This window comes from Streptomyces sp. NPDC091649 (assembly GCF_044756785.1).
GTDB lineage: Bacteria > Actinomycetota > Actinomycetes > Streptomycetales > Streptomycetaceae > Streptomyces.
The window spans coordinates 18,339-42,271 of sequence record NZ_JBIVTR010000016.1 but is presented as its reverse complement, the minus strand read 5'-3'; the positions used below and the strand labels follow the sequence as shown (position 1 = coordinate 42,271).

At 72.6% G+C, this 23,933-nt stretch carries 24 protein-coding genes; 9 read left to right on the top strand and 15 right to left on the bottom strand.

Translation table 11 applies throughout. The features are described 5' to 3' along the window. Window positions 1-59: 59 nt before the first annotated feature. The 3 genes from ACIQMU_RS24240 (at window position 60) to ACIQMU_RS24230 (ending at window position 3,892) form a co-directional block, all read left to right on the top strand. A complete protein-coding gene (locus tag ACIQMU_RS24240) occupies window positions 60-821 on the top strand; it encodes a DeoR/GlpR family DNA-binding transcription regulator (RefSeq protein WP_352242163.1) in 762 nt (253 codons plus the stop codon). Further along, window positions 818-1,765: a 1-phosphofructokinase gene (pfkB, locus tag ACIQMU_RS24235; protein ID WP_352242121.1), complete on the top strand. Its 948-nt coding sequence runs from the start codon at window positions 818-820 to the stop codon at window positions 1,763-1,765. The genes ACIQMU_RS24240 and pfkB overlap by 4 nt, the downstream gene beginning before the upstream one ends. Before the next feature lie 102 nt (window positions 1,766-1,867). Next, window positions 1,868-3,892: a fructose-specific PTS transporter subunit EIIC gene (locus ACIQMU_RS24230; RefSeq protein WP_352242122.1), complete on the top strand. Its 2,025-nt coding sequence runs from the start codon at window positions 1,868-1,870 to the stop codon at window positions 3,890-3,892. Between the two features lie 141 nt (window positions 3,893-4,033). Here the strand turns inward: ACIQMU_RS24230 and lepB are convergent, their stop codons facing one another. The 9 genes from lepB to ACIQMU_RS24185 form a co-directional block, all read right to left on the bottom strand. Then, window positions 4,034-4,738: a signal peptidase I gene (gene lepB, locus ACIQMU_RS24225; protein WP_352242123.1), complete on the bottom strand. Its 705-nt coding sequence runs from the start codon at window positions 4,736-4,738 to the stop codon at window positions 4,034-4,036. A gap of 95 nt (window positions 4,739-4,833) precedes the next feature. Then, window positions 4,834-5,124 carry a hypothetical protein gene (locus ACIQMU_RS24220; RefSeq protein WP_352242124.1) on the bottom strand — a complete coding sequence of 97 codons (291 nt, stop codon included), beginning with the start codon at window positions 5,122-5,124 and terminating at the stop codon, window positions 4,834-4,836. 103 nt (window positions 5,125-5,227) lie between these two features. Further along, window positions 5,228-5,737 carry a DUF664 domain-containing protein gene (locus ACIQMU_RS24215; RefSeq protein ID WP_402689662.1) on the bottom strand — a complete coding sequence of 170 codons (510 nt, stop codon included), beginning with the start codon at window positions 5,735-5,737 and terminating at the stop codon, window positions 5,228-5,230. A 96-nt stretch (window positions 5,738-5,833) separates the two neighbouring features. Beyond that, window positions 5,834-6,862, bottom strand: coding sequence for an alpha/beta hydrolase (locus tag ACIQMU_RS24210; RefSeq protein WP_352242126.1), 1,029 nt, complete (start codon window positions 6,860-6,862; stop codon window positions 5,834-5,836). Between the two features lie 158 nt (window positions 6,863-7,020). Continuing rightward, entirely contained in the window at window positions 7,021-7,254 is a 234-nt protein-coding gene (locus ACIQMU_RS24205) for a hypothetical protein (RefSeq protein ID WP_352242127.1), read from the bottom strand. 4 nt (window positions 7,255-7,258) lie between these two features. Further along, a complete protein-coding gene (locus ACIQMU_RS24200; protein WP_352242128.1) occupies window positions 7,259-7,933 on the bottom strand; it encodes a TNT domain-containing protein in 675 nt (224 codons plus the stop codon). A gap of 241 nt (window positions 7,934-8,174) precedes the next feature. After that, window positions 8,175-8,873, bottom strand: a complete 699-nt coding sequence (locus tag ACIQMU_RS24195; RefSeq protein WP_352242129.1) for a DUF4230 domain-containing protein — start codon at window positions 8,871-8,873, stop codon at window positions 8,175-8,177. 129 nt (window positions 8,874-9,002) lie between these two features. Then, on the bottom strand, window positions 9,003-10,103 hold the full coding sequence (locus tag ACIQMU_RS24190; protein WP_352242130.1) for a winged helix DNA-binding domain-containing protein: 1,101 nt from the start codon (window positions 10,101-10,103) through the stop codon (window positions 9,003-9,005). 68 nt (window positions 10,104-10,171) lie between these two features. After that, entirely contained in the window at window positions 10,172-10,741 is a 570-nt protein-coding gene (locus tag ACIQMU_RS24185) for a DinB family protein (protein WP_402689661.1), read from the bottom strand. Between the two features lie 98 nt (window positions 10,742-10,839). On the opposite strand from ACIQMU_RS24185, the gene ACIQMU_RS24180 reads away from it, so the two are divergent. Continuing rightward, window positions 10,840-11,844, top strand: coding sequence for a helix-turn-helix transcriptional regulator (locus tag ACIQMU_RS24180; RefSeq protein WP_402689660.1), 1,005 nt, complete (start codon window positions 10,840-10,842; stop codon window positions 11,842-11,844). A 36-nt stretch (window positions 11,845-11,880) separates the two neighbouring features. On the opposite strand, the gene ACIQMU_RS24175 is transcribed toward ACIQMU_RS24180, so the two are convergent. Together ACIQMU_RS24175 and ACIQMU_RS24170 are read right to left on the bottom strand one after the other, a co-directional pair. Beyond that, window positions 11,881-12,669, bottom strand: coding sequence for a DUF4389 domain-containing protein (locus ACIQMU_RS24175; RefSeq protein ID WP_352242133.1), 789 nt, complete (start codon window positions 12,667-12,669; stop codon window positions 11,881-11,883). Window positions 12,670-12,780: 111 nt separating this feature from the next. Further along, on the bottom strand, window positions 12,781-13,482 hold the full coding sequence (locus ACIQMU_RS24170; protein WP_402689659.1) for a VanZ family protein: 702 nt from the start codon (window positions 13,480-13,482) through the stop codon (window positions 12,781-12,783). Window positions 13,483-13,628: 146 nt separating this feature from the next. On the opposite strand from ACIQMU_RS24170, the gene ACIQMU_RS24165 reads away from it, so the two are divergent. Next, entirely contained in the window at window positions 13,629-14,129 is a 501-nt protein-coding gene (locus ACIQMU_RS24165) for a tetratricopeptide repeat protein (protein ID WP_352242135.1), read from the top strand. Between the two features lie 327 nt (window positions 14,130-14,456). Here ACIQMU_RS24165 and ACIQMU_RS24160 read toward each other — a convergent pair whose 3' ends face one another. Together ACIQMU_RS24160 and rpmG are read right to left on the bottom strand one after the other, a co-directional pair. After that, window positions 14,457-14,732: a type B 50S ribosomal protein L31 gene (locus ACIQMU_RS24160; protein ID WP_352242136.1), complete on the bottom strand. Its 276-nt coding sequence runs from the start codon at window positions 14,730-14,732 to the stop codon at window positions 14,457-14,459. 67 nt (window positions 14,733-14,799) lie between these two features. Further along, on the bottom strand, window positions 14,800-14,964 hold the full coding sequence (rpmG, locus tag ACIQMU_RS24155; protein ID WP_352242137.1) for a 50S ribosomal protein L33: 165 nt from the start codon (window positions 14,962-14,964) through the stop codon (window positions 14,800-14,802). A 309-nt stretch (window positions 14,965-15,273) separates the two neighbouring features. On the opposite strand from rpmG, the gene ACIQMU_RS24150 reads away from it, so the two are divergent. Then, complete coding sequence (locus tag ACIQMU_RS24150) at window positions 15,274-16,707, top strand: PP2C family protein-serine/threonine phosphatase (protein WP_402689658.1); 1,434 nt, start codon at window positions 15,274-15,276, stop codon at window positions 16,705-16,707. A gap of 24 nt (window positions 16,708-16,731) precedes the next feature. On the opposite strand, the gene ACIQMU_RS24145 is transcribed toward ACIQMU_RS24150, so the two are convergent. Further along, entirely contained in the window at window positions 16,732-18,222 is a 1,491-nt protein-coding gene (locus ACIQMU_RS24145; protein WP_402689657.1) for a hypothetical protein, read from the bottom strand. A gap of 231 nt (window positions 18,223-18,453) precedes the next feature. Between ACIQMU_RS24145 and ACIQMU_RS24140 the strand changes: the two genes are divergently transcribed. The 3 genes from ACIQMU_RS24140 (at window position 18,454) to ACIQMU_RS24130 (ending at window position 23,223) form a co-directional block, all read left to right on the top strand. Further along, on the top strand, window positions 18,454-19,590 hold the full coding sequence (locus ACIQMU_RS24140) for an aminoglycoside phosphotransferase family protein (protein WP_352242140.1): 1,137 nt from the start codon (window positions 18,454-18,456) through the stop codon (window positions 19,588-19,590). Between the two features lie 591 nt (window positions 19,591-20,181). Then, window positions 20,182-20,838 carry a transglycosylase SLT domain-containing protein gene (locus ACIQMU_RS24135; protein WP_352242141.1) on the top strand — a complete coding sequence of 219 codons (657 nt, stop codon included), beginning with the start codon at window positions 20,182-20,184 and terminating at the stop codon, window positions 20,836-20,838. Between the two features lie 171 nt (window positions 20,839-21,009). Then, window positions 21,010-23,223 carry a germacradienol/geosmin synthase gene (locus tag ACIQMU_RS24130; protein WP_402689656.1) on the top strand — a complete coding sequence of 738 codons (2,214 nt, stop codon included), beginning with the start codon at window positions 21,010-21,012 and terminating at the stop codon, window positions 23,221-23,223. 149 nt (window positions 23,224-23,372) lie between these two features. On the opposite strand, the gene ACIQMU_RS24125 is transcribed toward ACIQMU_RS24130, so the two are convergent. Further along, window positions 23,373-23,873 carry a hypothetical protein gene (locus ACIQMU_RS24125; protein WP_003971159.1) on the bottom strand — a complete coding sequence of 167 codons (501 nt, stop codon included), beginning with the start codon at window positions 23,871-23,873 and terminating at the stop codon, window positions 23,373-23,375. Between the last annotated feature and the right edge of the window lie 60 nt (window positions 23,874-23,933).

The following is a 23,933-nucleotide window of genomic DNA, read 5'->3' as shown; positions in this document are numbered from 1 at the left end:
CCCGGTCGTAACCTGGGCCCAAAACCACAGAGTCGGGCATGGAACGGAAACGAAACCACATGTACGCACCGGAGCGTCAGCAGGAAATCCTCCGCCTCGCCCAGGAAAGCGGCAGGGTCGACGTGCTGTCGCTGGCCGAGGAGTTCCAGGTGACGGCCGAGACCGTCCGACGCGATCTCAAGGCCCTGGACCGGGCGGGGCTGCTGCGCCGGGTGCACGGCGGGGCGATCCCGGCCGGCCGGCTCGGCTTCGAGCCCGACCTCGCCGAGCGCGACGCCGTGGCCGCCGACGAGAAGGGCCGCATCGCGCGGGCCGCCCTCGCCGAACTGCCCGCCGACGGCAATGTGATCGTCGACGCCGGCACCACGACCGCGCGGCTCGCCGCTGCCGTACCGGTCGACGCGGCGCTGACCGTGGTGACGCACGCGCTGCCGGTGGCCGCCCGTCTCGCCGACCACCCCGGCATCGCCCTGCACCTGGTGGGCGGCCGGGTCCGGCACCGCACCCGCGCGGCGGTCGACGCCTGGGCGCTGGGCTCCTACGCCGAGATCAGGGCCGACGTGGTCTTCCTCGCGACGAACGGCTTCTCCCCCGACAGCGGTCTGACCACGCCCGACCTCGCCGAGGCCGCGGTGAAGCGGGCCGTGATCAAGGCGGCCCGCCGGGTCGTCCTGCTCGCCGACTCCGGCAAGTTCGGGCAGGAGCACTTCGCCCGCTTCGGCGACCTCACCGAGGTCGACCTGCTCATCACCGATACGGGCCTCAGCCCCGACGACGCCCGCTCCATCGAGAGCCGGGGCACGGAAGTGGTACGCGCATGATCCTCACCGTCACCCCCAACCCCAGCCTGGACCGCACCTACGAGCTGCCCGGCCTGACCCGCGGCGCCGTGCTGCGCGCCACGGCCGACCGTGTCGACCCGGGCGGCAAGGGCGTCAACGTCTCCCGCGCGGTCGCGGCGGCCGGGCACCGCACCGTCGCCGTCGCTCCGATGGGCGGCCCGGAGGGCGCGCTGCTGTCCCGGCTGCTGGGCGATCTCGGCATCGAGGCCGCCGGCGTCCCGATCGCCGGGAACACCAGGATCAACGTCGCACTCGTCGAACCCGACGGCACCCTCACCAAGGTCAACGCGGCGGGTCCCGAGCTGACTCCGGCCGAGGCGGAGGACGTCCTCGAAGCGGTACGGACCCGCTCGTCCGCCGCCGACTGGATCGCCTGCTGCGGGAGCCTGCCGCGCGGACTCCCGCCGCAGTGGTACGCGGAGCTGGTCGAGCGGAGCCACCGGGCCGGCGCCCGCATCGCGCTGGACACCTCCGGAGCCGCGTTGACGGCGGCCCTCGGCCGGGGACCCGACGTGATCAAGCCCAACGCCCAGGAGCTCGCCGAAGCCGTCGGCAGGCCGCTCGCCACGCTGGGCGACGCGCTGAAGGCCGCCGAGGAGCTGCGTGAGCGCGGCGCCCGTTCGGTGCTGGCGAGCCTGGGCGCGGACGGACAGCTGCTGGTCGAGGCGTCGGGCGCGTACTTCGCCGTCGCACCGGTGGCCGCCGTGCGCAGCAACGTCGGCGCCGGGGACGCGTCCCTGGCCGGCTTCCTGGCGGCGGGCGGGCAGGGCCCGGAGGCGCTCACCTCGGCCGTCGCCCACGGAGCCGCGGCCGTGCAGCTGGCCGGAAGCCTCATGCCCACCCCGGCCGACCTGGACCTGCCGTCGGTCGTGACGACCTCGAACGTGCCGTGGGACCGCGCGCTGACGGAGCCCGCCCGATGACCCCCGTACCGCCGCACCTCCCGTACGGACCCCACCCGTACGGGCCCGCCACCCCGTCCCCCCGAGCCGCCGCACGGCGGTCCCCGAGCAAGGAGCACCGCGATGAGTGAGCTGATCACCGCGGAACTGGTCGACCTCGATCTGTCCGCCGCAACGAAGGACGCCGCCGCCAGGTCGCTCGCCGAGCGGATGGTGGCCGCGCACCGCGTCACCGATCTCGACGGCTTCCTGGCCGACGTCGCCGCCCGGGAGGCGCAGATGCCGACCGGTCTCGACGGCGGCATCGGCATCCCGCACTGCCGCAGCGAGCATGTGAGCGCCCCGACGCTGGCCTTCGGGCGCAGCGGGGCCGGCATCGACTTCGGGGCGCCCGACGGTCCGGCCGACCTGGTCTTCCTCATCGCGGCCCCGGCCGGGGCCGACGACGACCACCTCACCATCCTGTCGGGCCTGGCCCGCCGGCTGATGGACCCGGAGTTCACGGCCGCCCTGCGCGCCGGAACGGACCCGCGGGCGGTGGCCGCGCTGATCCGCGGCGAGGAACCGCCCCAGGAGCCCGAGCCGGACGGGGAACACGGGGAGACCGAGCCGGAAGCAGCGGCGGAAGCCCTCGGGACGGCCGGCAGCGCCCCCTTCCGGATCGTCGCCGTCACCTCCTGCCCCACCGGCATCGCCCACACCTACATGGCCGCGGAGTCCCTGGCCGCGGCGGGCCGCGCCGAGGGTGTCGAGGTGACCGTGGAGACCCAGGGTTCGGCCGGCTTCGAGAAGCTGGACCCCGCCGTCGTCGCGGCGGCGGACGCGGTGATCTGGGCGCACGACGTGGAGGTGCGGGAGAAGGCCCGCTTTCGCGGCAAGCCGCTGGTCGACGTCGGGGTCAAGGCGGGCATCAACCGGCCCGCCGAGCTGATCGCCGAGGCCCGCCGCAGGGCGGAACGCGGAGAGATCGCCGCCGCACCCGAGACCGACGGGGCGGCCGGCTCCGGGGGCGGTGACGGTCCCGGCGCGGATCACGCACACTTCGGCGTCCGGCTCCGTACGTATCTGATGTCCGGCGTGAGCTACATGGTGCCGTTCGTGGCGGCGGGCGGTCTTCTGATCGCCCTGTCGTTCGCCATCGGCGGCTACGGGATAGCCAGCGCCACGTCGGTCGCCGACCACTTCGTCTGGGGCGAGGCGGACAGCTGGGCCGCGCTGCTCAACCAGATCGGCTCGGCGGCCTTCGGGTTCCTCGTGCCGGTGCTGGCCGGATACATCGCGTACGGGATGGCGGACCGGCCGGCGCTGGTGCCCGGTTTCGTCGGTGGGGCCATCGCGCTCACGGTGAACGCCGGGTTCCTCGGCGGTCTGGTCGCCGGGCTGCTGGCCGGTGCGGTGGTGATGGCCATCCAGCGGGTCCCGGTCCACGCGACCCTGCGCGGCATCATGCCGGTCCTGGTGATCCCCCTGATCGCGTCGGCGGTCGTGGGGTTCCTGATGTTCATCGTGGTCGGCAAGCCCATCGCCTCGCTCCAGAGCGCGCTGACGGACTGGCTGAACGGCCTGTCGGGCTCCAACGCGGTGATCCTCGGCGTGGTCCTCGGGCTGATGATGTGCTTCGACATGGGCGGCCCGCTGAACAAGGTGGCGTACGCCTTCGCGGTCGGGGGTCTCGCCGACCCGACGCCGGGCAGCCTGAAGGTGATGGCCGCGGTCATGGCCGCCGGGATGGTGCCGCCGCTGGCGATGGCGCTGGCCACCACCGTACGCAAGAGGCTGTTCACGAAGACCGAGCGGGAGAACGGCCGGGCCGCGTGGGTGCTGGGCGCCTCGTTCATCACGGAGGGGGCGATCCCGTTCGCCGCCGCCGATCCGCTGCGGGTCATTCCGTCGGTGATGGCGGGCGGCGCGGTCACCGGCGCGCTGTCGATGGCCTTCGGCGCGACCCTGCGCGCTCCGCACGGCGGCGTCTTCGTCGTCCCGCTGATCGGTGAGCCGTTCCTCTACCTGCTCGCCATCGCCGTCGGGACGCTGGTGGCGACCGCGCTCGTCGTCCTGCTCAAGGGCGCACGCCGGACGGCGGCGGAGCCGGCCGGGGGCGCGGCGGCCGCGGGATCCGGCGATTCCCGGGTCACGGTCGCCGCCTGACGTCCGCGCCCGGCGCGGCACGGGCGTCCGTGCGAGGCGGGGGCTCCGTGTGCGACGGCTGTCACCCCGGGCGGCCAGGGCGCCCGGGTGGCGTCCCCGCCCGGGCGCTTCGCGCCGCGTCCGCGGGAGGCCGGCCGTCTCTCAGGGGCTGTCGGGGACCTTCTCGAAGGTCTCCGGCACCGGCATGGTGCTCCAGCGGCCGACCGGCCAGGCGATGACGACGGCCCGGCCGACGACCTCGTCGACCGGGACCATCCCCTGGTTCGGGTCGTCCTGGTGGTAGCGGGAGTCCGCGGACGCCTGGCGGTGGTCCCCCATCACCCAGACCTTGCCGTCGGGCACCGTAACCCTGAACCGGCCGCCGTCCTCGTCGTCGCTGCACGGGGTGTTGCCCGGGAAGACGTACGGCTCGTCCAGCGCGGTGCCGTTGACCTTCACCGGTCCGGAGCCCTCGCACTCCACGGTGTCGCCGCCGACGCCGATGACCCGCTTGATGAGGTCCTTCTCCTCGGCGGAGGGCATCACGCCGACGAAGCTCAGCACCTTCTGCACGGTGTTGGGCGGGTCCACGGGCACGTTGGCCAGCCAGTCGGCCGGATCGTGGAAGACGATCACCTCGCCGCGCTCGGGCTCCGAACCGAACCACGGCGTCAACTTGTCGACAAGGACCCGGTCGCCCTTCTGGAGGGTGTTCTGCATGGAGTCCGAGGGGATGGAGAACGCCTGCACCAGAAAGGTCTTGATGAGCAGCGCCAGGACGAGAGCGAAGCCGACGAGGAGCGGCAGCTCCACCCAGAACGGCCGGTTCTTCCGCGTCCTCGGCCGCCGTGTGCCCGCACGCCCCATTGCACCGCTCCTCGCCGCATGTCACGCCCGCCCGACCCTCGGGGACGGATCCGGTGATCCACTCTATGGGGCGTGGTGGGCGGTGCGGGACGGCCTCAGGCGGATTCGGCGCCGACCGGCGGGACGGTCGCCCCCTCGCCGGCGCGGACGGCTTCGACGACGCTCTGGTGGAAGGAGCGGCTCTCCTCCTCGGAGGGACACGGCACGGGGCTGCCGACGAGGGTGAACCAGTCCGAGGAACCGCTGTACTGCACGGCCACCGACGCCAGTCCGTCGAACCAGGTCGTATGCACCGTGAGGTCGCCGCTCAGTATGCCTGCTTCTTCGGTGCGGACTCCGCCGGCTCCCGCGAAGACACCGCTGGTCGTCCACGATGCCCAGCTCATGACGGTCGCCTTTCGGACGGTGACAAGCCTGTCTTGCGGACTTCCTCCGAGTATGGCACCGCTGGTGGGACTGTGCACGGGTGTGCCCGGCCGCCGCCGGTCCTCAGGCGCGTTCCAGCATCCCCCGGACGAAGGCGGCCTGCCCCGCGTGCTGGAGGTCCTCGGCGATGACGCTGATCAGCCGGACGCCCAGGGTCACCGGGGGCGACCAGCCCTCGTCGACGATCCGGTCGAGGGCGTGGCCCTCCAGTCCCGCGACGTAGTCCAGAGTCCGCTCCTGCACGGCGTCGAAGTAGCCGAGAAGGGGCTCGGCGGAGTCCACGCGGACGGCGGCGACCTCGTCGCCGCTGTGCCCGTAGCCGGTCGCCGTCTCCTCGAACGGCAGCCCGAAGCGGTCGGCCCAGCCTTCGGTGAGCCAGATCTGCCCGGTTCCGGCGGCGTCGGCGATGTGGTCGTCCTGGACGCGGGTGAGATGCCAGACGAGCCAGGAGATCGAGTTCGCCTCCGCGTCGACGCGGGCGTTGAGGTCGTCGGGCGGGAGTCCTTCGACCACCGCGTGGACCGCTTCCGCGACCCGGTCGAACGCTTCGGCCAGCATGCCTGCGGTGTTCATCCCTCCACTCTCGCCCGAGGAATCCCCGGCCGCGGGGTGCGACACACCGCCGGTCGGCGTCCGGCCGGGACGTGGAGGAGTACGCGCCGACGTCCTTCAGCGCAGGCCGTGCAGCCAGTCGGTGAGCAGGCGGTTGACCTCGTCGGGGCGTTCCTGCTGGACCCAGTGGCCGCAGCCTTCGAGGATGTGGGCGGCGGACAGGCCGGGGAGGGTCTTCGGGTAGGCGTCGATGGCCTCGGACATCCAGGTGGTCGAGGCGTCCAGGGCGCCCCCGATGAAGATCGAGGGCTGGGCCAGGGGGGTTCCGTCCCAGGCGGCGAGGTCCTCCCAGTCCCGGTCGACGTTGCGGTAGCGGTTGAGCGCGCCGGTCAGCCCGGTGCGCTCGAACTCCTCGCTGTAGACGTCGAGGTCATGCTCGTCGAGCCAGCCGGGGAGGCGGCCGGCGGGGAACCGGTCGGCCATGCGCGCGCCCGGCGGTACGAAGAAGAGGCTGGAGTGGCCGGCGGGGTCGAGGGTGTCGCCGGAGAGACCCGCGTAGAAGCCGGCGAGCCAGCCGCGTACGTCCGGTTCGATCTCCGCCTCGGCGCGGCCGGGAGTCTGGAAGTAGCTGACGTAGAACTCCTCCTCGCCGCCGATCCGGGCGAAGCCGTCGGTGGGGCGGGGGCCGCCGCGGGGGGCGTAGGGGACGCTGAGCAGGGCGACCGCGGTGAAGACGTCCGGCCGGAGCAGGGCGCTGTTCGCGGCGATGGGGGAGCCCCAGTCGTGCCCGACGACCGTGGCCGTCTCCTCACCCAGGGCGCGGACGACGGCGGTGTTGTCGGCGACGTGGGCCGTCATGCGGTAGGCGTCGGTGGCGGCGGGTGCGCAGGAGCGCCCGTAGCCGCGTACGTCGATGGCGACGGCCCGGTATCCGGCGGCGGCGAGCGCGGGGAGCTGGTGGCGCCAGGAGTACCAGGATTCGGGGAAGCCGTGGACCAGCAGGACGAGCGGGCCCGTGCCCTGTTCGACGCAGTGGATCCGGCCGCCGGGGACGTCGACCGTCCGGTGCGTCGCGCCGGTCAGGACGGCGGAAGGGCGGGCTGAACGGTCCGTGGACGGCGTGAGCAGGGGGGTGGGCTCCGGCATGGCTCCTCCTCGGGCGCCCCGTGCGGCGGGGCGGTCGTGACGCTTCGGCGGGCGGCCGGGCCGGGGAGCCCGGCCGCCCGGTCACGATCATTCGGCCGGTGCCCTCGCCCGGGCAAGAATTTTTGCCGGTGCGGCAAAACACCGGTGCGGAACGGGGGTCAGACGAGAAGTCGCAGCAGGTGGGCGCAGGCGGCGGCCTCGTCCGGGTGGCGGGCGATGACTTCGTGACGTCCGCGCTCGAACGCCCCGGTCTCCCAGCCGCCGTCCTCGCCCCGCCGGACGAAGAGGAAGTCCGGCGGGGTGGGAGCGGGCTCGTGGACGCCCTCGATCCGGTAGTAGCCGCCGGGGATCCCTGCCTCGACGAGTGCGGCGCGCAAGTCCCGGCGGTCCATGGCGTTACGCGCCCGCGGGCGTCAGGTAGGCGTTGTCGAGCAGCCACTTGACGTTGAGGCGCTGCCCCTCGCCCGGGTCGAGGAACACCGCGTCGAGCTTGATCTGCCGGCCGCCGCCGGGCTGCTCGAACCACGGGGCGATGCCGCCCTCCCAGACCCAGAAGGGCTTGGCGACCTTGTAGACGCGGTAATCGCACGGGGTCGCCGCGTCACGGGTGTTGAGGTTCTGCGGGGGCAGGGCGCGCTCGGCGTAGGCGTCGCCCGCGGGGGCCAGGTAGCCGCCGTACTCCGAGCCGAAGCGGTCCAGGCGCTGGCCGGTGCGGAGCTTGACGGGCTCCTTGTCGATCTCGCCGTTCACCTCGGCGAAGCCGTCGTTGGGCGGGTACTTCCAGCTGCCGGTGTCGGCGGGCCCTTCCCAGTACTTCTTCAGGAAGTCCTTGGGCGTGAGGTCGCCGGTGCGCTGATAGCCCTTCAGCAGGGGGCCGACCGGGGCGAGCCGCTTGTTCGGCAGCCACTTGGGGCCCAGGCGGGCGTCGCCGCGGAACTCTCCGGTGCAGGGATCGTGACGCTCGGCGGCGGGCGCGGGCCTGGCGGATCCCGGTGCGGCGCTCGCCGCGGGGGCGGAGATCAGTCCGGCGGTGATGCCGAGCGCGGCGAGTACGGTGCTCATGCGGTTCATTCAGGGAGTCCCCTTGTGCACTGATGACCATCAGACGGGCTGACGTAGGGTAACCGCTCACTTACGCGGGGCCTCTGCGCCATGCCGTCTTCCGGCCAACGGGCCGGCGCCGCGCCGGGCCTCGGCGCAGCGCCGTGCGCGGGGCCGGGCCCTGCCGGCCGGAGCGTCCGTCGAGGGCGGGGGCGACGTCTCGCGCGACACCCGGGCGGGCGCACTCCGTCCGGCCGCCCGGGTGTCGCGGTCAGCCTCGGTCGTCGCCGTAGTGGACGGTGACGCGCTCGAATCCGAGGGAGCCGAGGAGGCCCTTGAGCATGTCGGCGGTGTTCTTCTCCGCGCGGACGGTCAGTCCGCTCTCCTTCGCCGCTTCCGCGATGTGGTGCGCGGCGAGCTTGTTGACGGCCTGCTCGCTGCCGGGATTGTCGGAGAAGAGGTCGCCCAGCCGGTCGAGGAGACCGCGCTGTTTGGACACCGTGTAGGACCGGTCGGGGTCGAGTGCCGGGGCGCCCAGTACCGCGTGCGGGAGCCGGAGTTCGGCGGTGGTGCGGTCCTCGTTCACCACGACGCCGTCCCCGGTGACCTTGCCCAGGTCGACGGAGGCGCCGACCGTGCCCGCTCCGACGAAGAGGGTGCGGGTGCCCCGCAGGGCGTCGGGGACGAACTTCGCGTCCTTCTCCAGATCGACGACGACCTGGAAGTTGCCCGAGGCGGCCTCGTACGCGCTCATGTCCTGGATCGACTCGAGCACGGCGGGGCCCGACCGGTCGTTGGTCTCCTCCCGGAAGAGGTCGTCGAGTCCCGGCAGCAGGCTGAGCCGGCTGCCGGCGAACAGCAGGACCAGTACGGCCGCGCCGATGCCGAGGGCCGGCCACACCCGGCGGCGGGCGTGGCGCTTTCCGTCGCCGTGCGGCGCGGGCTCTGTGGTTACCTCACTGGACGTCATGTTCCGCGTGTGACCCGCACCCGGCTCCTCCAGTCCACCTCGCGCCCACTTTCGCCCGAAGTCCCTTACAAAATGCGCCTGTTCCGGTACGCGCGGGCAGACGCGGGGACACCCCGGCGGCCGGGCCGCTCAGCGCGGCGAGGCCGCCACCCGTACGCGATCGCTCGCGCCGTCGGACAGGAACGACGCCAGCTCACGCCCCTGGTCGGCCACGGCGGCCCGGTCGGCCCGGGAGAAGGTGCGCAAGGGCTCCACCGTGACGACGTCCTCGGTGACGCGCCAGGTGGCGGCCACCCGGCCGTCGACCAGCACGACGCGCTCACCGGCGACGGAAAGGCCGCGGTGGGCGTCGTCGATGATCCGGCCGCGGTCGTGGTAGCCGAGGATCGCGTTGTCGAAGGCCGGCAGGAACCGCACCGGGGCGGGGGTCTCCGGGTCCGGGCGAGGGGCGTCCGGCAGGTCGAGCACCTCCCGCCCCCGCTCGTCGCGGAAGCCGACCAGTTCACCGCGTACGGCGGCCACCGCACCCGGCAGTCCGGCCAGGCCGGACCAGGCGCGCAGGTCGGCCGTGGCGGCGGGGCCGTGGGCGGCCAGATAGCGCCGGACCAGTGCCTGGCCGACCGGGTCGGCGCCGTCGGGAGCGGGCGGGTCGACCGGGCGGCCCAGCCAGGAGGAGAGCGCGACGTTGCGTACCCCGCCCTTCGTCCGCCACAGCCCCCGGGGAGGCGCCTGGGCCATCGGGACGAGGGCGGCGACCACCACCTCGCCCAGCGGCCGGGGCCCCACTCCGGGCCACCTCGGGGCGAGTGCCCGCACGATCTCGGCCGCGGTCCTGGGTTCCCCGTCGGCCGTCAGGTCCCTCGCGTCCGCGGCGAGTGCGTCCAGGTCGACCTCCTTCAGCTCGTCGCGGTAGACGCCGAGCACCCGTTGGCGCAGCATCGCGTCGTGGCGGGCCCGCCAGGCGAGGACGTCCTCGGCGGTGACCAGGTGGACGGTGCGGCGCATCAGGTGGGTGCGCACCAGGCTCCGCGCGGTCAGCGAATCCGAGAGGGCCGCCGGCTCGAAGGCGGTCAGCCGGGACCAGAGCCCGACGAAGGGCTCCTGCGGTTCCTGCGCCTGGAGGCCGCAGAGGTGGGCCACGGCGTCCACGACCGGCAGGCCGGCGCGGTCCAGCAGCAACTGGCGTGCCAGCGTGGCGCGGTTGAGGGCCCGGTTGTCGAGGACGGTCACCGTGTCGCTTCTCCGTTTCGGTTGCCCGCAGTCGGTTCCCGAGCGCGTTCGTGCGCGGGGGCCGGTGGTCAGGTCGCCCGGCGCCCGTCGAGCGTCTCGCGCAGGATATCCGCGTGCCCGGCGTGCTGAGCGGTCTCGGCGATGACGTGGATCAGCACGCGCCGCACGCTCCATGCGCCTCCGGGTGCGTTCCAGGGCGCCTCGGGGAGCGGATGCGAGGCCGAGAGGTCGGGGACGGCGAGGACGATCTTCTCGCTGCGGGTGGCGACCTGCTCGTAGGCGTGGAGTATCCCGGCTGTCGTCTCGCCGGGCAGCATCCGGAACTCCCGCTCCCGCTCGACCGCCCATTTCGGGAGCTCGCGTGCGGTGCCGGCCGCCAGGTCGTCCCAGGTGACGCCTTCGGGCAGGGCGAAGGACATGGCCGAGGGGCCCTCGGTCACGAAGTCCAGCCAGTTCCTCTCCACGGCCGTGACGTGTTTGACGAGGCCGCCCAGGCACAGGGCGCCGGCCGTCGGCCGCGCACCGGCCTGCTCGTCGCTGAGGCCCTCGACCGAGCCGGCCAGGGCGGCGCGCGCGGTGGCGAGGGCGGCGAGCAGGTCGGCGCGCTCGGTGTCGGGGGAGGTGGAGGCGGTGGTCATGGTGATCGGTCCTTCCGGCGTTCCTGTCGTGCGGTTCGGGTCAACCCTCGCAAGGGAAGCGGCCAGGAAGTGTCCTCTTCTCCCTTCATACTGGCGTCATGCCGAAGACTTCAGCGCGACTGCTGGCGCTTCTCTCCCTGTTCCAGGCGCGCCGGGACTGGCCGGGCGGGCTGCTGGCCGAGCGGCTGGGCGTCAGCCCCCGCACGGTGCGGCGTGATGTCGACCGGCTGCGGGAGCTGGGTTATCCCATCGCGGCGTTCAAGGGGCCTGACGGCGGATACCGGCTGGACGCGGGCGCCCGGTTGCCGCCGTTGCTGTTCGACGACGACCAGGCCGTCGCGCTCGCCGTCGCGCTGCGGACCGCCGCCGCGACCGGTGCCGGGATCGGGGAGGCCGCGACGCGCGCCCTCACCACCGTCCGCCAGGTCATGCCCGCCCGGCTGCGTCATCGCGTGGACGCGCTCCAGGTCACCGCCGTGGAGCGCAGGGGAGGGCGGCCCCGGCCGCAGGCCGACCCCCGCGTGCTCGTGACGTTGAGCGCGGCGGTGCGCGCACGCGAGGTGCTGCGCTTCGACCACTCCCCCGCCGGCCGGTCGGCCACCGCGGATGCCGCGCCCCCGGTGCGGCGGGTGGAACCGCACCACCTGGTCACCTGGGGCGGACGCTGGTATCTCGTCGCCTGGGACCTGGACCGCGAGGACTGGCGGACCTTCCGTGCGGACCGGATCTCCCCGCGCACCCCCACGGGTCCGCGGTTCACGCCGCGCGACGTGCCGGGGGGTGATGTGGCCGCTTTCGTCGCCGCCAGGTTCCAGGGTCCCGAGGCCCCTGACGGGTGGCCGTGCCGCGGCGAGGTGATCCTGGACGCCCCGGCCTCCGAGGTGGCCGCCCACGTCCGCGACGGGATCGTCGAGGAGTACGGCCCGGACCGCTGCCGTGTGGTCCTGGGTGCTTGGTCCTGGCCGGTCCTGGCCGCCGAGTTCGGCAGGTTCGACGTGGACATCGAGGTCGTCGGCCCGGACGGGCTCAGGGGCGCCTTCGCGCGGCTGGCCCGCCGCTACGCCGACGCCGCGGGGACGGGGGCGGAGCCTGCCGGGGCCTGAGGGCCGTCGCCGGACGGCCCGGGCCGGGAGCCGCCCTCAGCGGCCGACGAGGCGGGTGCCGGAGGTGTCGTCGGTCGTCGAGGCGGTCACCGACGAGGTGATGTGTCCGGCCAGGCCGAGCACCAGGAACAGCACCACGAGCCACTTCGCGGCGCTGCTCAGGACGAGCGGGCGGGTGTCGGAGCGCGCCCCTTCCCGGGCCGCGGCGCTGTCGTCGTCCCCGAAGAGGCCCTTGGGGTAGGCGGGGGTGAGCATCATGGCGTACGCGGAGAACCGCATCCGGTAGCGCAGGGTGGCCGCCGTCGCCTCGAAGAGGGGGCGTGGCATCCGGCCGAGGACCAGCGTGATCAGCCACCAGACGAAGGCCAGCACCCACCATCCGTACACGGCGAGACTCTGCACGATGGCCGCCGGAATCATCAGGAAGACCCGGAACAGCACCGCGAGCCGGTTGAGCGGGGTGGGCCGCACCTCGATCCGCACCGGGTAGTCGGCCGGCGGGGTCAGGGCGAAGGGCGGGTAGCGGTCGATGAGCAGCATGTCGCTCGCCGACACGCGCATGTCGTAGCCGAGCACGCCGGTCAGGAAGCGGAAGACGGGGTCGGGCAGCCGCCCCAGCACCAGGGCGGCGAACCACCCCACGATGACGGTGAAGAACGCCGCGATGTTCAGGACGAACAGCACGATGAAGTGCGGGAGGAGCAACAGGAGTCGCAGGAGAACGGTCAGCCGCCGCTGGCGTGCCGGTCCGACGATGTCCAGGACGGGCCGGAACTCGTCGGCGTCCGTCTCCTTGCGGCCCGGGCTCCACTGGCCTTCGGCCATGTCGCTCCTCCTCGGCAGGGGATCCGTACGGCGTCCGCGCGCAGGACGTGCCCCCACCGTGCGTCCGCTCCGGGCCGCCCGCAAACGGCCCCGACCGAACGGGTGCCCGGCTCAGCGCCCGCGGAGGCGGTCGAGCAGGGAGCGGGCGGCACCGGAGCCGGTGGCGCGCCGGGCTCCGCCCGCCGGGCCCTCGGCCCTCCCGGTGCGGGAGCCGCGCTCCCCGGCCGGGACGGCCGGCGGCATCGGCCGGGCCCGCTGCCCGGCCCCGGTGCCGGCGGTCCGCGCTGGAGCGGCTCCGGTGCGGGGCGCCCGCCTCGGCGCGTGCGCAGGCTCGGCCTCGGGCTTCTTCGCCGCCGGGCCGGTGGAGACCGCGTCATCGGCGTAGGCGTGGTAGCGGTGGCTGATCCGGCGGCCGAGCACGAAGTACCCCAGCAGCGCGCCCGCCGTGTTGAGGATGACGTCATCGATGTCGAAGGCGCGCCCCTCGACCAGGGCGCCCTGGATCAGCTCGACGACGGCCATGACGACGACCGTCAGCAGCGTCATGCTGACCATGCGCAGGCGGCGCGGCACGATGAACGGCAGCAGGAGTCCGAACGGCACGCCGAGCACCAGGTTTCCCCCCGCCTGCTTGCACGCGGCGAGGAAGGTGTAGTCCTCGGCGTACTGGCGCAGCGAGCGGCCGGGGCGGAGATTCGCGGTGACGAGGCCCTCGGAGGCCGGGGACGGCGTGAGCGTCACCTTGGCCAGCAGGACGGAGAATGCCACCAGGCCCAGCAGCACCACCGTCAGGACCGCCCCACGCACCAGCACACGCGTCCATGTCCCTTGGCGCGTACGGCGATTCGCCTCTGCTGTCATGGCCGACGGGTGCCCCCGCCCGTCCGGAACACTCGCCCGAAGGCCCGGCGGAGCGAAATTCCACCCGGCCGTCCGCGACCACCTGCGACGATGTGCGTATGAGCGCACGTAAGAAGAGGGACCTGCTGGACGAGGCCGACCGGTTGCGTACGGAGGGCCGGCCCGAAGAGGCGCGCGAACGGCTCCTCGCGCTGACCGCGGAGTATCCCGACGACGCGGAGGTGGCCTGCCGGACGGCGTGGATCCATGACGTGCTGGGCCTGGAGTCGGAGGCGGTGCCGTACTACGAGCGCGCTCTGGCGAATCCGGAGCTGGCCGCGGAGGACCGGCGCGGGGTGCTCCTGGGGCTGGGCAGCACCTACCGGATCCTGGGCCGGTACGGCCAGGCGGTCGAGACACTGCGCCGGGGCGTCGAGGAGTTCCCGGACGACGGTGCGCTGCGGGCGTTCCTGGCGATGGCCCTGTACAACACCGACGAGCACCACGAGGCGATGCGGCTGCTGCTGGAGCTGACGGCCACGACGAGCCAGGACCCGTACGTCCAGCGGTACCGGCGGGCGATCGAGCACTACGCCAAGGATCTCCACGAGACCGTGTGACCCGCGGGGCGGCGCTCGCGGCGCCGGCCGGCGGTGAGCCGCGGGCCGGTCCGGGCAAGGGGGTGCCCCGGCCGGATCGGGGGAATCCAGCCGGGGCGGCTCTGGGGTGGGCGCGAAGGGCGGTCGCCTCTCGGCGAAGGGCTCCATGGGGCTTCGGCGGTGCGATCTTCCCCATGGGCCACAGGTGAGGCCCGGGGACGCTGTCCCCCTCACACCCACGTATAGATGAACGATAAACCATATTGAGCTGTTCCCGGGAACCCGCCCCCGTGGATGTGATCCACGGCACGGGTTCCCGGCCGCCCGGCCAGGCGTGGCCGGGCCCGGTCAGACCTCGCTCGGCCGGCTTCCGGACGCCGCATCGGCGCCGTAGCGGCGCCGGAACCGCTCGACGCGGCCCGCCGTGTCGAGCACCTGGCCGCCACCGGTGTAGAACGGGTGGCTCGCCGAGGAGGTATCGACGTCGACGACGGGGTAGGCGTTGCCGTCCTCCCACCGCACGCGCTCGACGGAGTCGGCGGTGGAGCGGGTCAGGAAGGCCACGTCGGCCGCACGGTCACGGAAGACCACCGGACGGGACACGGGGTGGATACGGGGCTTCATTCGATGCGTTCCTTCCTCACCGCGGACGACGCGGCGACCTACAGATGTGCGGGCCTCTTCCGGACGGTCAGCGAACCTCGCGGAACAGCACGTGGCGGCCGGCCGCGGAGTCGAACTTGCGGAGCTCCAGCCGGTCGGGGTTGGTGCGGCGGTTCTTGCGCGTCGCGTAGCTCCGGCCCGTACCGGCGGTGGACCGGAGGGTGACGACGGGCCTGATCTCATTGCGTGCCATGGGCGCCTCCCGATGCCTCTGCCGACCCCACTCCCGTATCGAGAATGGGATTCGTTTTCGTACTGGTGGGGTAACGCGAGCCGCACCCTCGGCATTCCCGCCCGCCACGCACTCCGAGCCATGCGACCAACTCGCCCTAAACGCAAGCCTGTTCGGGTGCTCATCATGCTGCGGAGCCGCTGGCATATGCCAGAAGCAACAACGCATCGAGTGTTGCCAAATCCCTTACGGCCCGCCGCAGGCTGTGCGACAGTCGGTAGCGGTCCACCCTTCAGAACCGGCTAGGCCGCGCCTGTATCGGAGTACGAGATGCCGTCCCCCCTCTTCGCGGACCGCCCCGCACCACAGGAGCTTCCCGCGCACGACGCCGTCGACGCCCTGATCCGCCGGACGCGCCGACTGCGGGGAGATGTGGACGCCGTGCGGCGGGACGCCGTCGTGCTGGACGAGGACGACCCCCAGCTGCGCTGGCAGCGCGCCCTGTGCGAGCTGGCCGTGCACCACCTGGACAACCTCGACGAACACCTGGGTCAGCTCAGGGCGGGTCTGCCGGACCGGTGCGCCGAGGACGCCGCCCTCGAGGGCGGGGAGGCCCGGGGAGGCCCGGGCGCCGGTTCCCCGCTGAACCGGGTGGGCAGCGCCGAGTGGAACCTCCTCACCGACGAGTCCAGCTGGTCCGAGGAGCTGTACGAGATCTTCGGCAGACCGCCCGGGTCCGCCCCCCTCTCCCTGGACGACCTGCCGTCCGTGCTGCTGCCGGAGGACCAGCCGCTGCTGACCGCCATGGTGACGGGCTGCCTCGTCGACGGCCGGCCGATGGACGGCGAGTTCCGCATCGTACGCCCCGGCGGAAGCACACGCCTGCTGCACATGACGGGCGAGCCGGTCCTCGACGCCGAGGGCTGCACCGCATCGATGTGGGCCGTCCTACGGGACGTCAGCGAGCTGCGGCGCGGTGAGCAGGCCGTGAGCAGGAGCCGGGCCTCGGTGCGGCGCGAGGAGCACATCGAGCGCACCGAGCACCGCATCGCCGTGGAGCTCCAGGAAGCCGTCCTCCCCCCGTGGCGCGGATCGCTGCGCCTTCCACCGCAGGGCCCCGGCGCCCTGGACATCGCCGCGCACTACCTCCCTTCCCGGTCGAGCGGGCTCATCGGCGGTGACTGGTACGACGCGATGGAGCTCCCCGACGGGCGCACCCTCCTCACCGTCGGCGACCTCACCGGCCACGGCATCCCCGCCACCTCGGCGATGGCGATGATGTTGGGCGCGCTGCGCGGCATGGCCGTCGCCGGCATCGAGCCGGGCGCGCTGATGGGTCACCTCAACCAGGTGCTCGAAACGTCGATACAGCCCGCGCTGGGCAGTGCCCTGTGCTGCCGCTTCGACCCCGAAACCTCCCTGCTGTCCTGGGCGCAGGCCGGGCACCCCGCGCCGCTGCTCTTCCGCGACGGTGCGGGACGGCTCCTGCCCCCGCCGGACGGGATGCTGCTCGGCGCCGCGTCCCGCATCGTCTTCGAGCAGGACGAGGTGCGGCTGCTCCCCGGCGACGTGCTCGTGCTGCACACCGACGGGCTGACACGACGCGGCGACCCGGATGCGGGCCCGGAGGCACTTCTCGCCCTCGCCCCCCGGTTCGCGGCGGCGCGTACGGCACAGGAGTGCGTCCGGAGCGTCGCCGAGGCGTTCGGCGGGACCGAGCGCCTGGACGACGCGTGCGTGCTGGTCGCCCGTATCGGGGCGTGAGGGTACGCGGAGCGGCGGGCGGGGTCAGATCTGCGTGCCCTTGGCCTTCTTCTGGCTCGGCGGCATCGAGAGCTCGATCTCCTTGCGCAGGTCCTGGATGCCGGCGTATCCGGCGAACTGACCGGTGAGCCGGTACATTTCGCGGAGCCTGTCCCAGGTGCGGTGCGAGGAGGTCTCCCCCATCGACACCAGAGCGAGCCGGGCGTAACGATCGGCCTGTTCCGGGTCGTTGGCGATGAAGCAGGCCGAGGCCAGCGAGATGTAGTCGAAGATCTTCGACCGCTGGCGGTCCTCCGCCCGCAGTTCCAGCGCCCGCTTGGCATGGCGCTGGGCGACGACCGCGGCGCTCCGGTCGTGCTCGGCCAGTGTGCGGAAGGCGAGCGCCTGCATCCCGTGCAGATCGGCCTCGTCGAACATCTGCATCCAACTGGGCGGCGGCACGTCGCTCTTGTCGGAGACGAAGAGCTCCTCGGCCTCGCCGAGCGTGCGCCGCATGGCTTGGCCCCGGCCCATCGACGCCTGCGCCCACGCCTCGATGGTTCGCAGCATCGCCTGTGTACGGGGCAGGGTCTCGTCGCCCGAGCCGGACTTGGCGAGCTTCATCAGGTCGAGTGCGTCGTCGGGCCGGCCCAGGTGCACCATCTGGCGGGCCGCCCGGGAGAGCGCCTCTCCGGCGCGCGGCCGGTCGCCGCCCTCGCGGGCCGCGTGGGCGGCGATGACGAAGTACTTCTGGGCGGTGGGTTCGAGGCCGACGTCGTGGGACATCCAGCCCGCCAGGACGGCGAGGTTGGCGGCGACGCCCCACAGGCGGCGCTGTAGATGATCGGGGTGACGGTAGGCGAGCATGCCGCCCACCTCGTTGAGCTGCCCCACGACCGCCTTGCGTTGGAGTCCGCCGCCCCGGGACGCGTCCCAGGCGCGGAACACCGTGACCGAGTGCTCCAGGGCCTCGATCTCCTCCGAGCCGACCGGTGCTGCCTCGTACCGGTCGAAACCGGCGGGATCGGCGTGCAGGGGATCGTTGGCGCGTGGAGCGTCGGCCGCCAGAACAGGGTCGGTGTGCAGCCAGTCGTACATGGGGCCGGCGATGGTCGAGCCGGCGGCGAGCGCGGCGCCCGCACCCACCAAGCCGCGTCGGTTGAGCATGAGGTCCATTCCCGTGAATTCGGTGAGGACCGCTGCCGTCCGTTCGGGCGCCCACGGCAGTTGATCGGGATGGTGTTCCGTCCCGGCGTCACGCCGCTTCCCCACACGCCCGCGTCGGCCGAACCCGAGGTCCTCGATGGTCACGACACGGCCGAGCCGCTCGGTGAACAGGGCCGCCAGCACTCCTGGCACGGGATCACGCGGGGACTCCCCCATGTCGATCCAGCGCCTGACGCGCGAGGTGTCGGTGGCCAGCTGCGGGTGGCCCATGGCCGCCGCCTGCCGGTTCACCATTCTCGCGAGTTCGCCCTTGGACCAGCCGGCCAGGCCGAACAGGTCCGAAAGGCGGGTGTTGGGTTCTCCGGTCACTTCAAGCCCCCAGGTTCTCGGCTGACTTGACACTAACCCCCTGTCAGGTGCGCTGTGACTATTCGCCAGGGTTCGCCAGGGTCCGCCAGATGGTCTGCCACCCGCGCGCCGGTGTCAGGTAGGAAAGCGCCACCCCGCCCGGCAGCCCTAGGTACTCCCCAGGGTGCCGAACGGCCGTCGGCCGGGTTGGCGCACGTACCTTGTCGGCGCACGAAGGGATCTGTCTCGCCCATGTACACAGCATCGTCCTCCGTGTCCGCCCCGCCCCGTCCGCTCCGCCCGATGGGCGCGGGCGGCGGGCCCTATCTCGCTCCTCACGCCGGCGCACCGGCGCAGGGTCCGGGCCGGGCCCGACGAGCCGCGGGGCCGGGCGCCGGACCGCTCAGCGGAAGGATCGACCTGTCCGGGCCACAGGGCGCGCAGGTGCGGATGGCCATCGCCTCCGTGCAGCGCGTCTGTCCCGAGTTCAACCCGGTCCAGGTGCTGCGCCGCAGCGGCCGCTCGGTCCTGATCGTCGGAACGACCGGGCGGGCCACCGCCGTGGCGAAGTGTTTACTGGACCACTCGCCGGCGTGGACCGAGCGGTTCAGGCACGAAATAGCGGCGTACCGCGCGTTCGTCCGGCACCGCCCCCCGGTTCGGGTGCCCCGGCTGATCGCGGCGGACCCGGAGAACTGCACGCTGGTGATCGAGCGGATGCCCGGACGGGTCGCCGCCCTCACCCGGCACCCGGTGGAGGCTCCCCCGCGGGCCGACATCCGTGCCGCGCTCGGCGCGATCGCCCGGGTGAACGCCTGGCGGCCGCCGCCCGGACTGTTCGAGGCGCCGCTCGACTACGCCTCGCGGATCGCGCGCTACCACGAGCTCGGGCTGTTCACGGACCGGGACCTCGGCGACCTCCAGAAACTGCTGCACGGCCTGGCGCACGCGGGCGGCCGGCAGGGCTTGGGGCAGTTCTGCCACGGGGACGCCCTGCTCTCGAACATTCTGCTGTCGCCGACCGGACCGGTACTCGTCGACTGGGAGCACGCCGGCTGGTATCTCCCGGGCTACGACCTGGCGACGCTGTGGGCGGTGCTGGGCGACGCCCCCGTGGCGCGACGCCAGATCAGCCAGCTGGCCCAGGCCAGGGGACCGGCCGCGCGGGACGCGTTCCTGGTGAACCTGATGCTCGTGCTGACCCGCGAGATCCGCAATTACGAGACGGCGGTCCAGCGCACCATGCGCGAGGCGCCCGCGGCGGGCGCGGGGTCCGACCGTCCCGGCGCCCTCTCCTCGGGCGAGGAGCAGCGGCTGCTGCTGCGGAGGCTGCACGACGACTGCGCGATGGCGCGGAGTGCGGTGCGGGCGGCGGTCGGCACGCGCTGAGACCGAACAACGACGCGGGCGGACAGCCCGCCTATCAAGAACCGCAGTGACCAGACCACTGTGAAGAAGCGCGCTGCGGGACCGGTGCCGACACGCCGGTCCCGCGGCGCGCTGTCGTGCGTTCCGGCGCTGCCCGTGGCCTTCCGGTCCGGCCGGCGCCGACGCCTGCGGCCGGCGCCGGCCGTCGCTCCCGTACGGCGCAGCCCGGCGCGACTCGGCGTGACCATGAGAGCTCCTCCCACCCGGCGCCTCCCCGTCACCGGGTGTTGACCCTGTGCCGTTCCGGGGTCCGCCGCGGGTGAGGCCCGCCACGAGACCCACGTCACCTACGGCCTCCCGTAGTAGGCGTGGAGCCTCCCGTGCGGCGTAACGAACCGCCCATATGGCTCATAAATTGGCATCTCACGATGAAGAGTAGTAAAGGCGGTCATTGCTTCCTATGTCGGTGCGCGCTAACCATGGATTCCGGCAAGCACCGAGTACGAGCCGACGTCGATCGCCCACCGGCGAACGCGGCCCGGACGACATCGCGGTTCCTGCCGACGCGGCGCGAAGGCCGCGAAGCCCGTCCCCCATAGGAAGAGCTCACGCATGCCCCGCATCTCCACCCTGCGCGTCACTCGCTCGCACAAGATCGCCACCGCCGTGCTCGTCGCGGCCGGTTCCGTCACCGCCATAGCCGCCACCGGCGCCCCGAGCGAGGCGCAGACCACGGCGACCCGGTCCTCCGTCTCCGTGGAGCCGGTCGCCGCCGCGGGCATCCCCACGGCGAAGGACGCGGCGGCCAAGAAGGCCGCTCAGGAAACCGCCGCCAAGGAGGCCGCCGCGAAGAAGGCTGCCGCGGAAAAGGCCGCGGCCGAGGCGCGCTCCGAGGAGCAGGCCGCCAACCGCTCCACCGAGCGCAAGGCCGTCACGCCGAAGAAGTTCGCGAACAACCTCGACGGCTGGATCCGCGAGTCGCTCGACATCATGAAGAAGAAGAACATCCCCGGTTCCTACGAGGGGCTGCACCGCAACATCATGCGCGAGTCCAGCGGCAATCCGAACGCCGTCAACGACTGGGACATCAACGCGCGGAACGGCATCCCCTCCAAGGGTCTCCTCCAGGTGATCCAGCCCACCTTCGACGCCTACCACGTCAAGGGCACCCCGAAGAAGCTCACCGACCCGGTCGCCAACATCACCGCCGCCGCCAACTACGCCGCGGACCGGTACGGCTCGATCGACAACGTCGACTCCGCCTACTGAGCGACCGCCTTCCGCATCACGTGACGACCGCCTTCCGGGCACGCGCGCAGAGCGCCGCGATTATGTGACTAATTGCCGCCGTGCGTGCTCCGTATGGCCGAAGGGTAGTGCTGCGCGGACACCACCGGTCCGCGCCTTTCCCCGCGCGGAGGCTTCTCGAAAGGCCCGCACATGGCACAGCCCTTCTCCCTGCCGGACTTCTATGTTCCGTATCCGGCCCGGCTCAACCCTCATGTGGAGGCGGCACGCTCGCACACCCGGGCGTGGGCCCGCTCCATGGGAATGCTGGAGGGGTCCGGCATCTGGGAAGAGAAGGACCTGGAGGCGCACGACTACGCCCTCCTGTGCGCCTACACGCACCCCGACTGCTCGGCCGAGGCGCTCTCCCTGGTCACCGACTGGTACGTGTGGGTCTTCTTCTTCGACGACCACTTCCTGGAGTCGTTCAAGCGCACGCCCGACCGGGAGGGCGGCAAGCGGTATCTGGACCGGCTGCCCGCCTTCATGCCGATGGAGCGGGGAGCGCCGACGCCGGAGCCTTCGAACCCCGTCGAGGCGGGGCTCGCCGATCTGTGGGCGCGTACGGTCCCCTCGATGTCGGACGCCTGGCGGGCCCGGTTCGCCGAGGCGACGGAGAACCTCCTCAACGAGTCCCTGTGGGAGCTGGCCAACATCCACGAGGGCCGCATCGCGAACCCCGTCGAGTACATCGAGATGCGCCGCAAAGTGGGCGGCGCGCCCTGGTCCGCGGGTCTGGTGGAGTACGCGGCGAACGCCGAGGTGCCCGCGTCGGTCGCCGGCTCCCGCGCGCTGCGGGTGCTGCGGGACGCGTTCTCCGACGCGGTGCACCTGCGCAACGACCTCTTCTCCTACCAGCGTGAGGTGGAGGACGAGGGGGAGAACAGCAACGGCGTGCTGGTGCTGGAGAAGTTCCTCGGCTGTTCCACGCAGGAGGCCGCCGAGGCGGTCAACGATCTCCTGACCTCACGGCTCCAGCAGTTCGAGAACACCGCGCTGACCGAGCTCGGACCGCTCTGCGCCGAGAAGGGCCTGGACCCGGCGCAGACCGCCGCGGTACTGGGGTACGTCAAGGGGCTCCAGGACTGGCAGTCCGGCGGCCACGAATGGCACATGCGCTCCAGCCGCTACATGAACGGCGGCGGCGCCGGCGAGGCCGTCGCCGGCTTCGGCATGTCCGCCGCCTCCATCAGGTTCACGCTCCGCTCCGAGACCGCGCGTGCCCGCGGCCAGAGCCATGTGCCGTACCAGCACGTGGGCCCCTCACTGCTCCCGGAATTCGATCTGCCGTTCGGGACGACACTGAGCCCGCATCTGGAGGGGGCCCGGGTCAGGGTCGTCGAGTGGGCGCGGCGCATGGGTCTCCTGGAGGCCCAGCCGGGCGTGCCGGGTTCGCACATCTGGGACGAGCGGCGGATCATCGCCATCGACCTGCCGCTGTGCGCGGCGGGCCTCGATCCGGACGCGACCCCGGACGAACTGGACCTGTCCTCGGCATGGCTGGCCTGGGGGACGTACGGGGACGACTGGTTCCCGGTCGTGCACGGGCGGAGCCGCGACCTGGCGGGCGCGCGCCTGTCCAACGAGCGGCTGTCACTGTTCATGCCCTTGGACGGCGAGGGGACGCCGGAGCCGGTGAACGCCCTGGAGCGGAGCCTGGGTGATCTGTGGCGCAGGACGGCCGCCCCGATGGACGCGAGCGGACGGCGCACGTTCCGGACCGCGATCGAGTCGATGACCGCGAGCTGGCTGTGGGAGCTGGCGAACCAGGCGCAGAACCGTATCCCCGACCCGGTGGACTACATGGAGATGCGGCGGGCGACGTTCGGTTCGGACCTGACGATGAGCCTGTGCCGGCTCGGGCACGGCCGGAAGGTACCGGAAGCGGTCTACCGCAGCGGTCCGATGCGTTCTCTGGAGAACGCGGCGGCGGACTACGCGTGCCTGCTCAACGATCTCTTCTCGTACCAGAAGGAGATCGAGTACGAGGGCGAGGTGCACAACGGCGTCCTGGTCGTGCAGAACTTCTTCGACGTCGACTATCCGACGGGCGTGGCCGTCGTGCACGACCTGATGAAATCGCGACTGCGCCAGTTCCTCCATGTCGCCGAGGTCGAACTCCCCGCGTTGTACGACGACTTCGGCCTGGACGCCGAGGCGCGGGAGGTCCTGGCGGGCTATGTGCAGGAGCTCAAGCACTGGATCGCGGGCATCCTGATCTGGCACCGGGGCTGCCGCCGCTACCGCGAGGAGGATCTGCGGGGCGGGCACGCCGCGCCCTGGCACCTCAGCGGCCCCACGGGACTTGGCACGTCGGCGGCGCAGGTGACGCGGATGACGCCCCGGCTCGCGGGCAGCCCGGCGTAGTCCACGAGGAGACGGTCCGCCGTCCGGGGGCACGGCGGCGGGCCGCGAGCGGGTACGGCTCGCACTCCGCGAGCAGCCCGGCCGATGCCTTCCCGGACAACGGGAAAGGCCGCCCGGAGGGTCTCCGGGCGGCCTTTCGCAGGGACGTTTCAGCCCTGTTGGAACAGCTCTGCGGGCAGGGGCTTGAGCAGGGTGTACAGATCGTCGGTGATCGGCCGGTCCCAGCTGGCGATGGTCACGAGGACGCCGTCGCTGCGGTCGAACTGGACGCAGGCGATACGGCTCTCGGAGAGCTTGACGCGGCGGACGATCAGCAGGTTGTCGCCCTGCATGACGGGGACGTCCTCGGAGCTGACGACCTCGATCGGCTCGTCGTTCTCCAGGGCGAGGAGCAGCTGAGCCACCTCGAAGGGGACCTGGCCCTCCTCGGTCTCGCGGGCGGGCGAGCCCTCCGGGAGGTTGCCGATGATCATCGCCGGGCCCCGGCCGCCGTACAGGTCGTAGCGGAGGAAGACCCCCTGACAGCTGCCGTCGGGGGCGGGGAGCAGACCGGCGCCGAGGTTGCCGGGCCAGTCCCCGGGGTCCATGGCCAGGACGTCGAAGTCCGGGCCCGCGGGTGTTGCGGCGCTACGGCGGCGGAGGAAGGACATGCTGCCATGTTACGTGTCCCGGCTCACGTCGCGGAGCCGGGCCCGGGCCCCGCGGGACCG

Coding starts and splice junctions, on each gene's coding strand:
- ACIQMU_RS24240 (WP_352242163.1), top strand. CDS start 60: ATGTACGCACCGGAGCGTCAGCAGGAAATCCTCCGCCTCGCCCAGGAA.
- pfkB (WP_352242121.1), top strand. CDS start 818: ATGATCCTCACCGTCACCCCCAACCCCAGCCTGGACCGCACCTACGAG.
- ACIQMU_RS24230 (WP_352242122.1), top strand. CDS start 1,868: ATGAGTGAGCTGATCACCGCGGAACTGGTCGACCTCGATCTGTCCGCC.
- lepB (WP_352242123.1), bottom strand. CDS start 4,738: ATGGGGCGTGCGGGCACACGGCGGCCGAGGACGCGGAAGAACCGGCCG.
- ACIQMU_RS24220 (WP_352242124.1), bottom strand. CDS start 5,124: ATGAGCTGGGCATCGTGGACGACCAGCGGTGTCTTCGCGGGAGCCGGC.
- ACIQMU_RS24215 (WP_402689662.1), bottom strand. CDS start 5,737: ATGAACACCGCAGGCATGCTGGCCGAAGCGTTCGACCGGGTCGCGGAA.
- ACIQMU_RS24210 (WP_352242126.1), bottom strand. CDS start 6,862: ATGCCGGAGCCCACCCCCCTGCTCACGCCGTCCACGGACCGTTCAGCC.
- ACIQMU_RS24205 (WP_352242127.1), bottom strand. CDS start 7,254: ATGGACCGCCGGGACTTGCGCGCCGCACTCGTCGAGGCAGGGATCCCC.
- ACIQMU_RS24200 (WP_352242128.1), bottom strand. CDS start 7,933: ATGAACCGCATGAGCACCGTACTCGCCGCGCTCGGCATCACCGCCGGA.
- ACIQMU_RS24195 (WP_352242129.1), bottom strand. CDS start 8,873: ATGACGTCCAGTGAGGTAACCACAGAGCCCGCGCCGCACGGCGACGGA.
- ACIQMU_RS24185 (WP_402689661.1), bottom strand. CDS start 10,741: ATGACCACCGCCTCCACCTCCCCCGACACCGAGCGCGCCGACCTGCTC.
- ACIQMU_RS24180 (WP_402689660.1), top strand. CDS start 10,840: ATGCCGAAGACTTCAGCGCGACTGCTGGCGCTTCTCTCCCTGTTCCAG.
- ACIQMU_RS24175 (WP_352242133.1), bottom strand. CDS start 12,669: ATGGCCGAAGGCCAGTGGAGCCCGGGCCGCAAGGAGACGGACGCCGAC.
- ACIQMU_RS24165 (WP_352242135.1), top strand. CDS start 13,629: ATGAGCGCACGTAAGAAGAGGGACCTGCTGGACGAGGCCGACCGGTTG.
- ACIQMU_RS24160 (WP_352242136.1), bottom strand. CDS start 14,732: ATGAAGCCCCGTATCCACCCCGTGTCCCGTCCGGTGGTCTTCCGTGAC.
- rpmG (WP_352242137.1), bottom strand. CDS start 14,964: ATGGCACGCAATGAGATCAGGCCCGTCGTCACCCTCCGGTCCACCGCC.
- ACIQMU_RS24150 (WP_402689658.1), top strand. CDS start 15,274: ATGCCGTCCCCCCTCTTCGCGGACCGCCCCGCACCACAGGAGCTTCCC.
- ACIQMU_RS24140 (WP_352242140.1), top strand. CDS start 18,454: ATGTACACAGCATCGTCCTCCGTGTCCGCCCCGCCCCGTCCGCTCCGC.
- ACIQMU_RS24135 (WP_352242141.1), top strand. CDS start 20,182: ATGCCCCGCATCTCCACCCTGCGCGTCACTCGCTCGCACAAGATCGCC.
- ACIQMU_RS24130 (WP_402689656.1), top strand. CDS start 21,010: ATGGCACAGCCCTTCTCCCTGCCGGACTTCTATGTTCCGTATCCGGCC.
- ACIQMU_RS24125 (WP_003971159.1), bottom strand. CDS start 23,873: ATGTCCTTCCTCCGCCGCCGTAGCGCCGCAACACCCGCGGGCCCGGAC.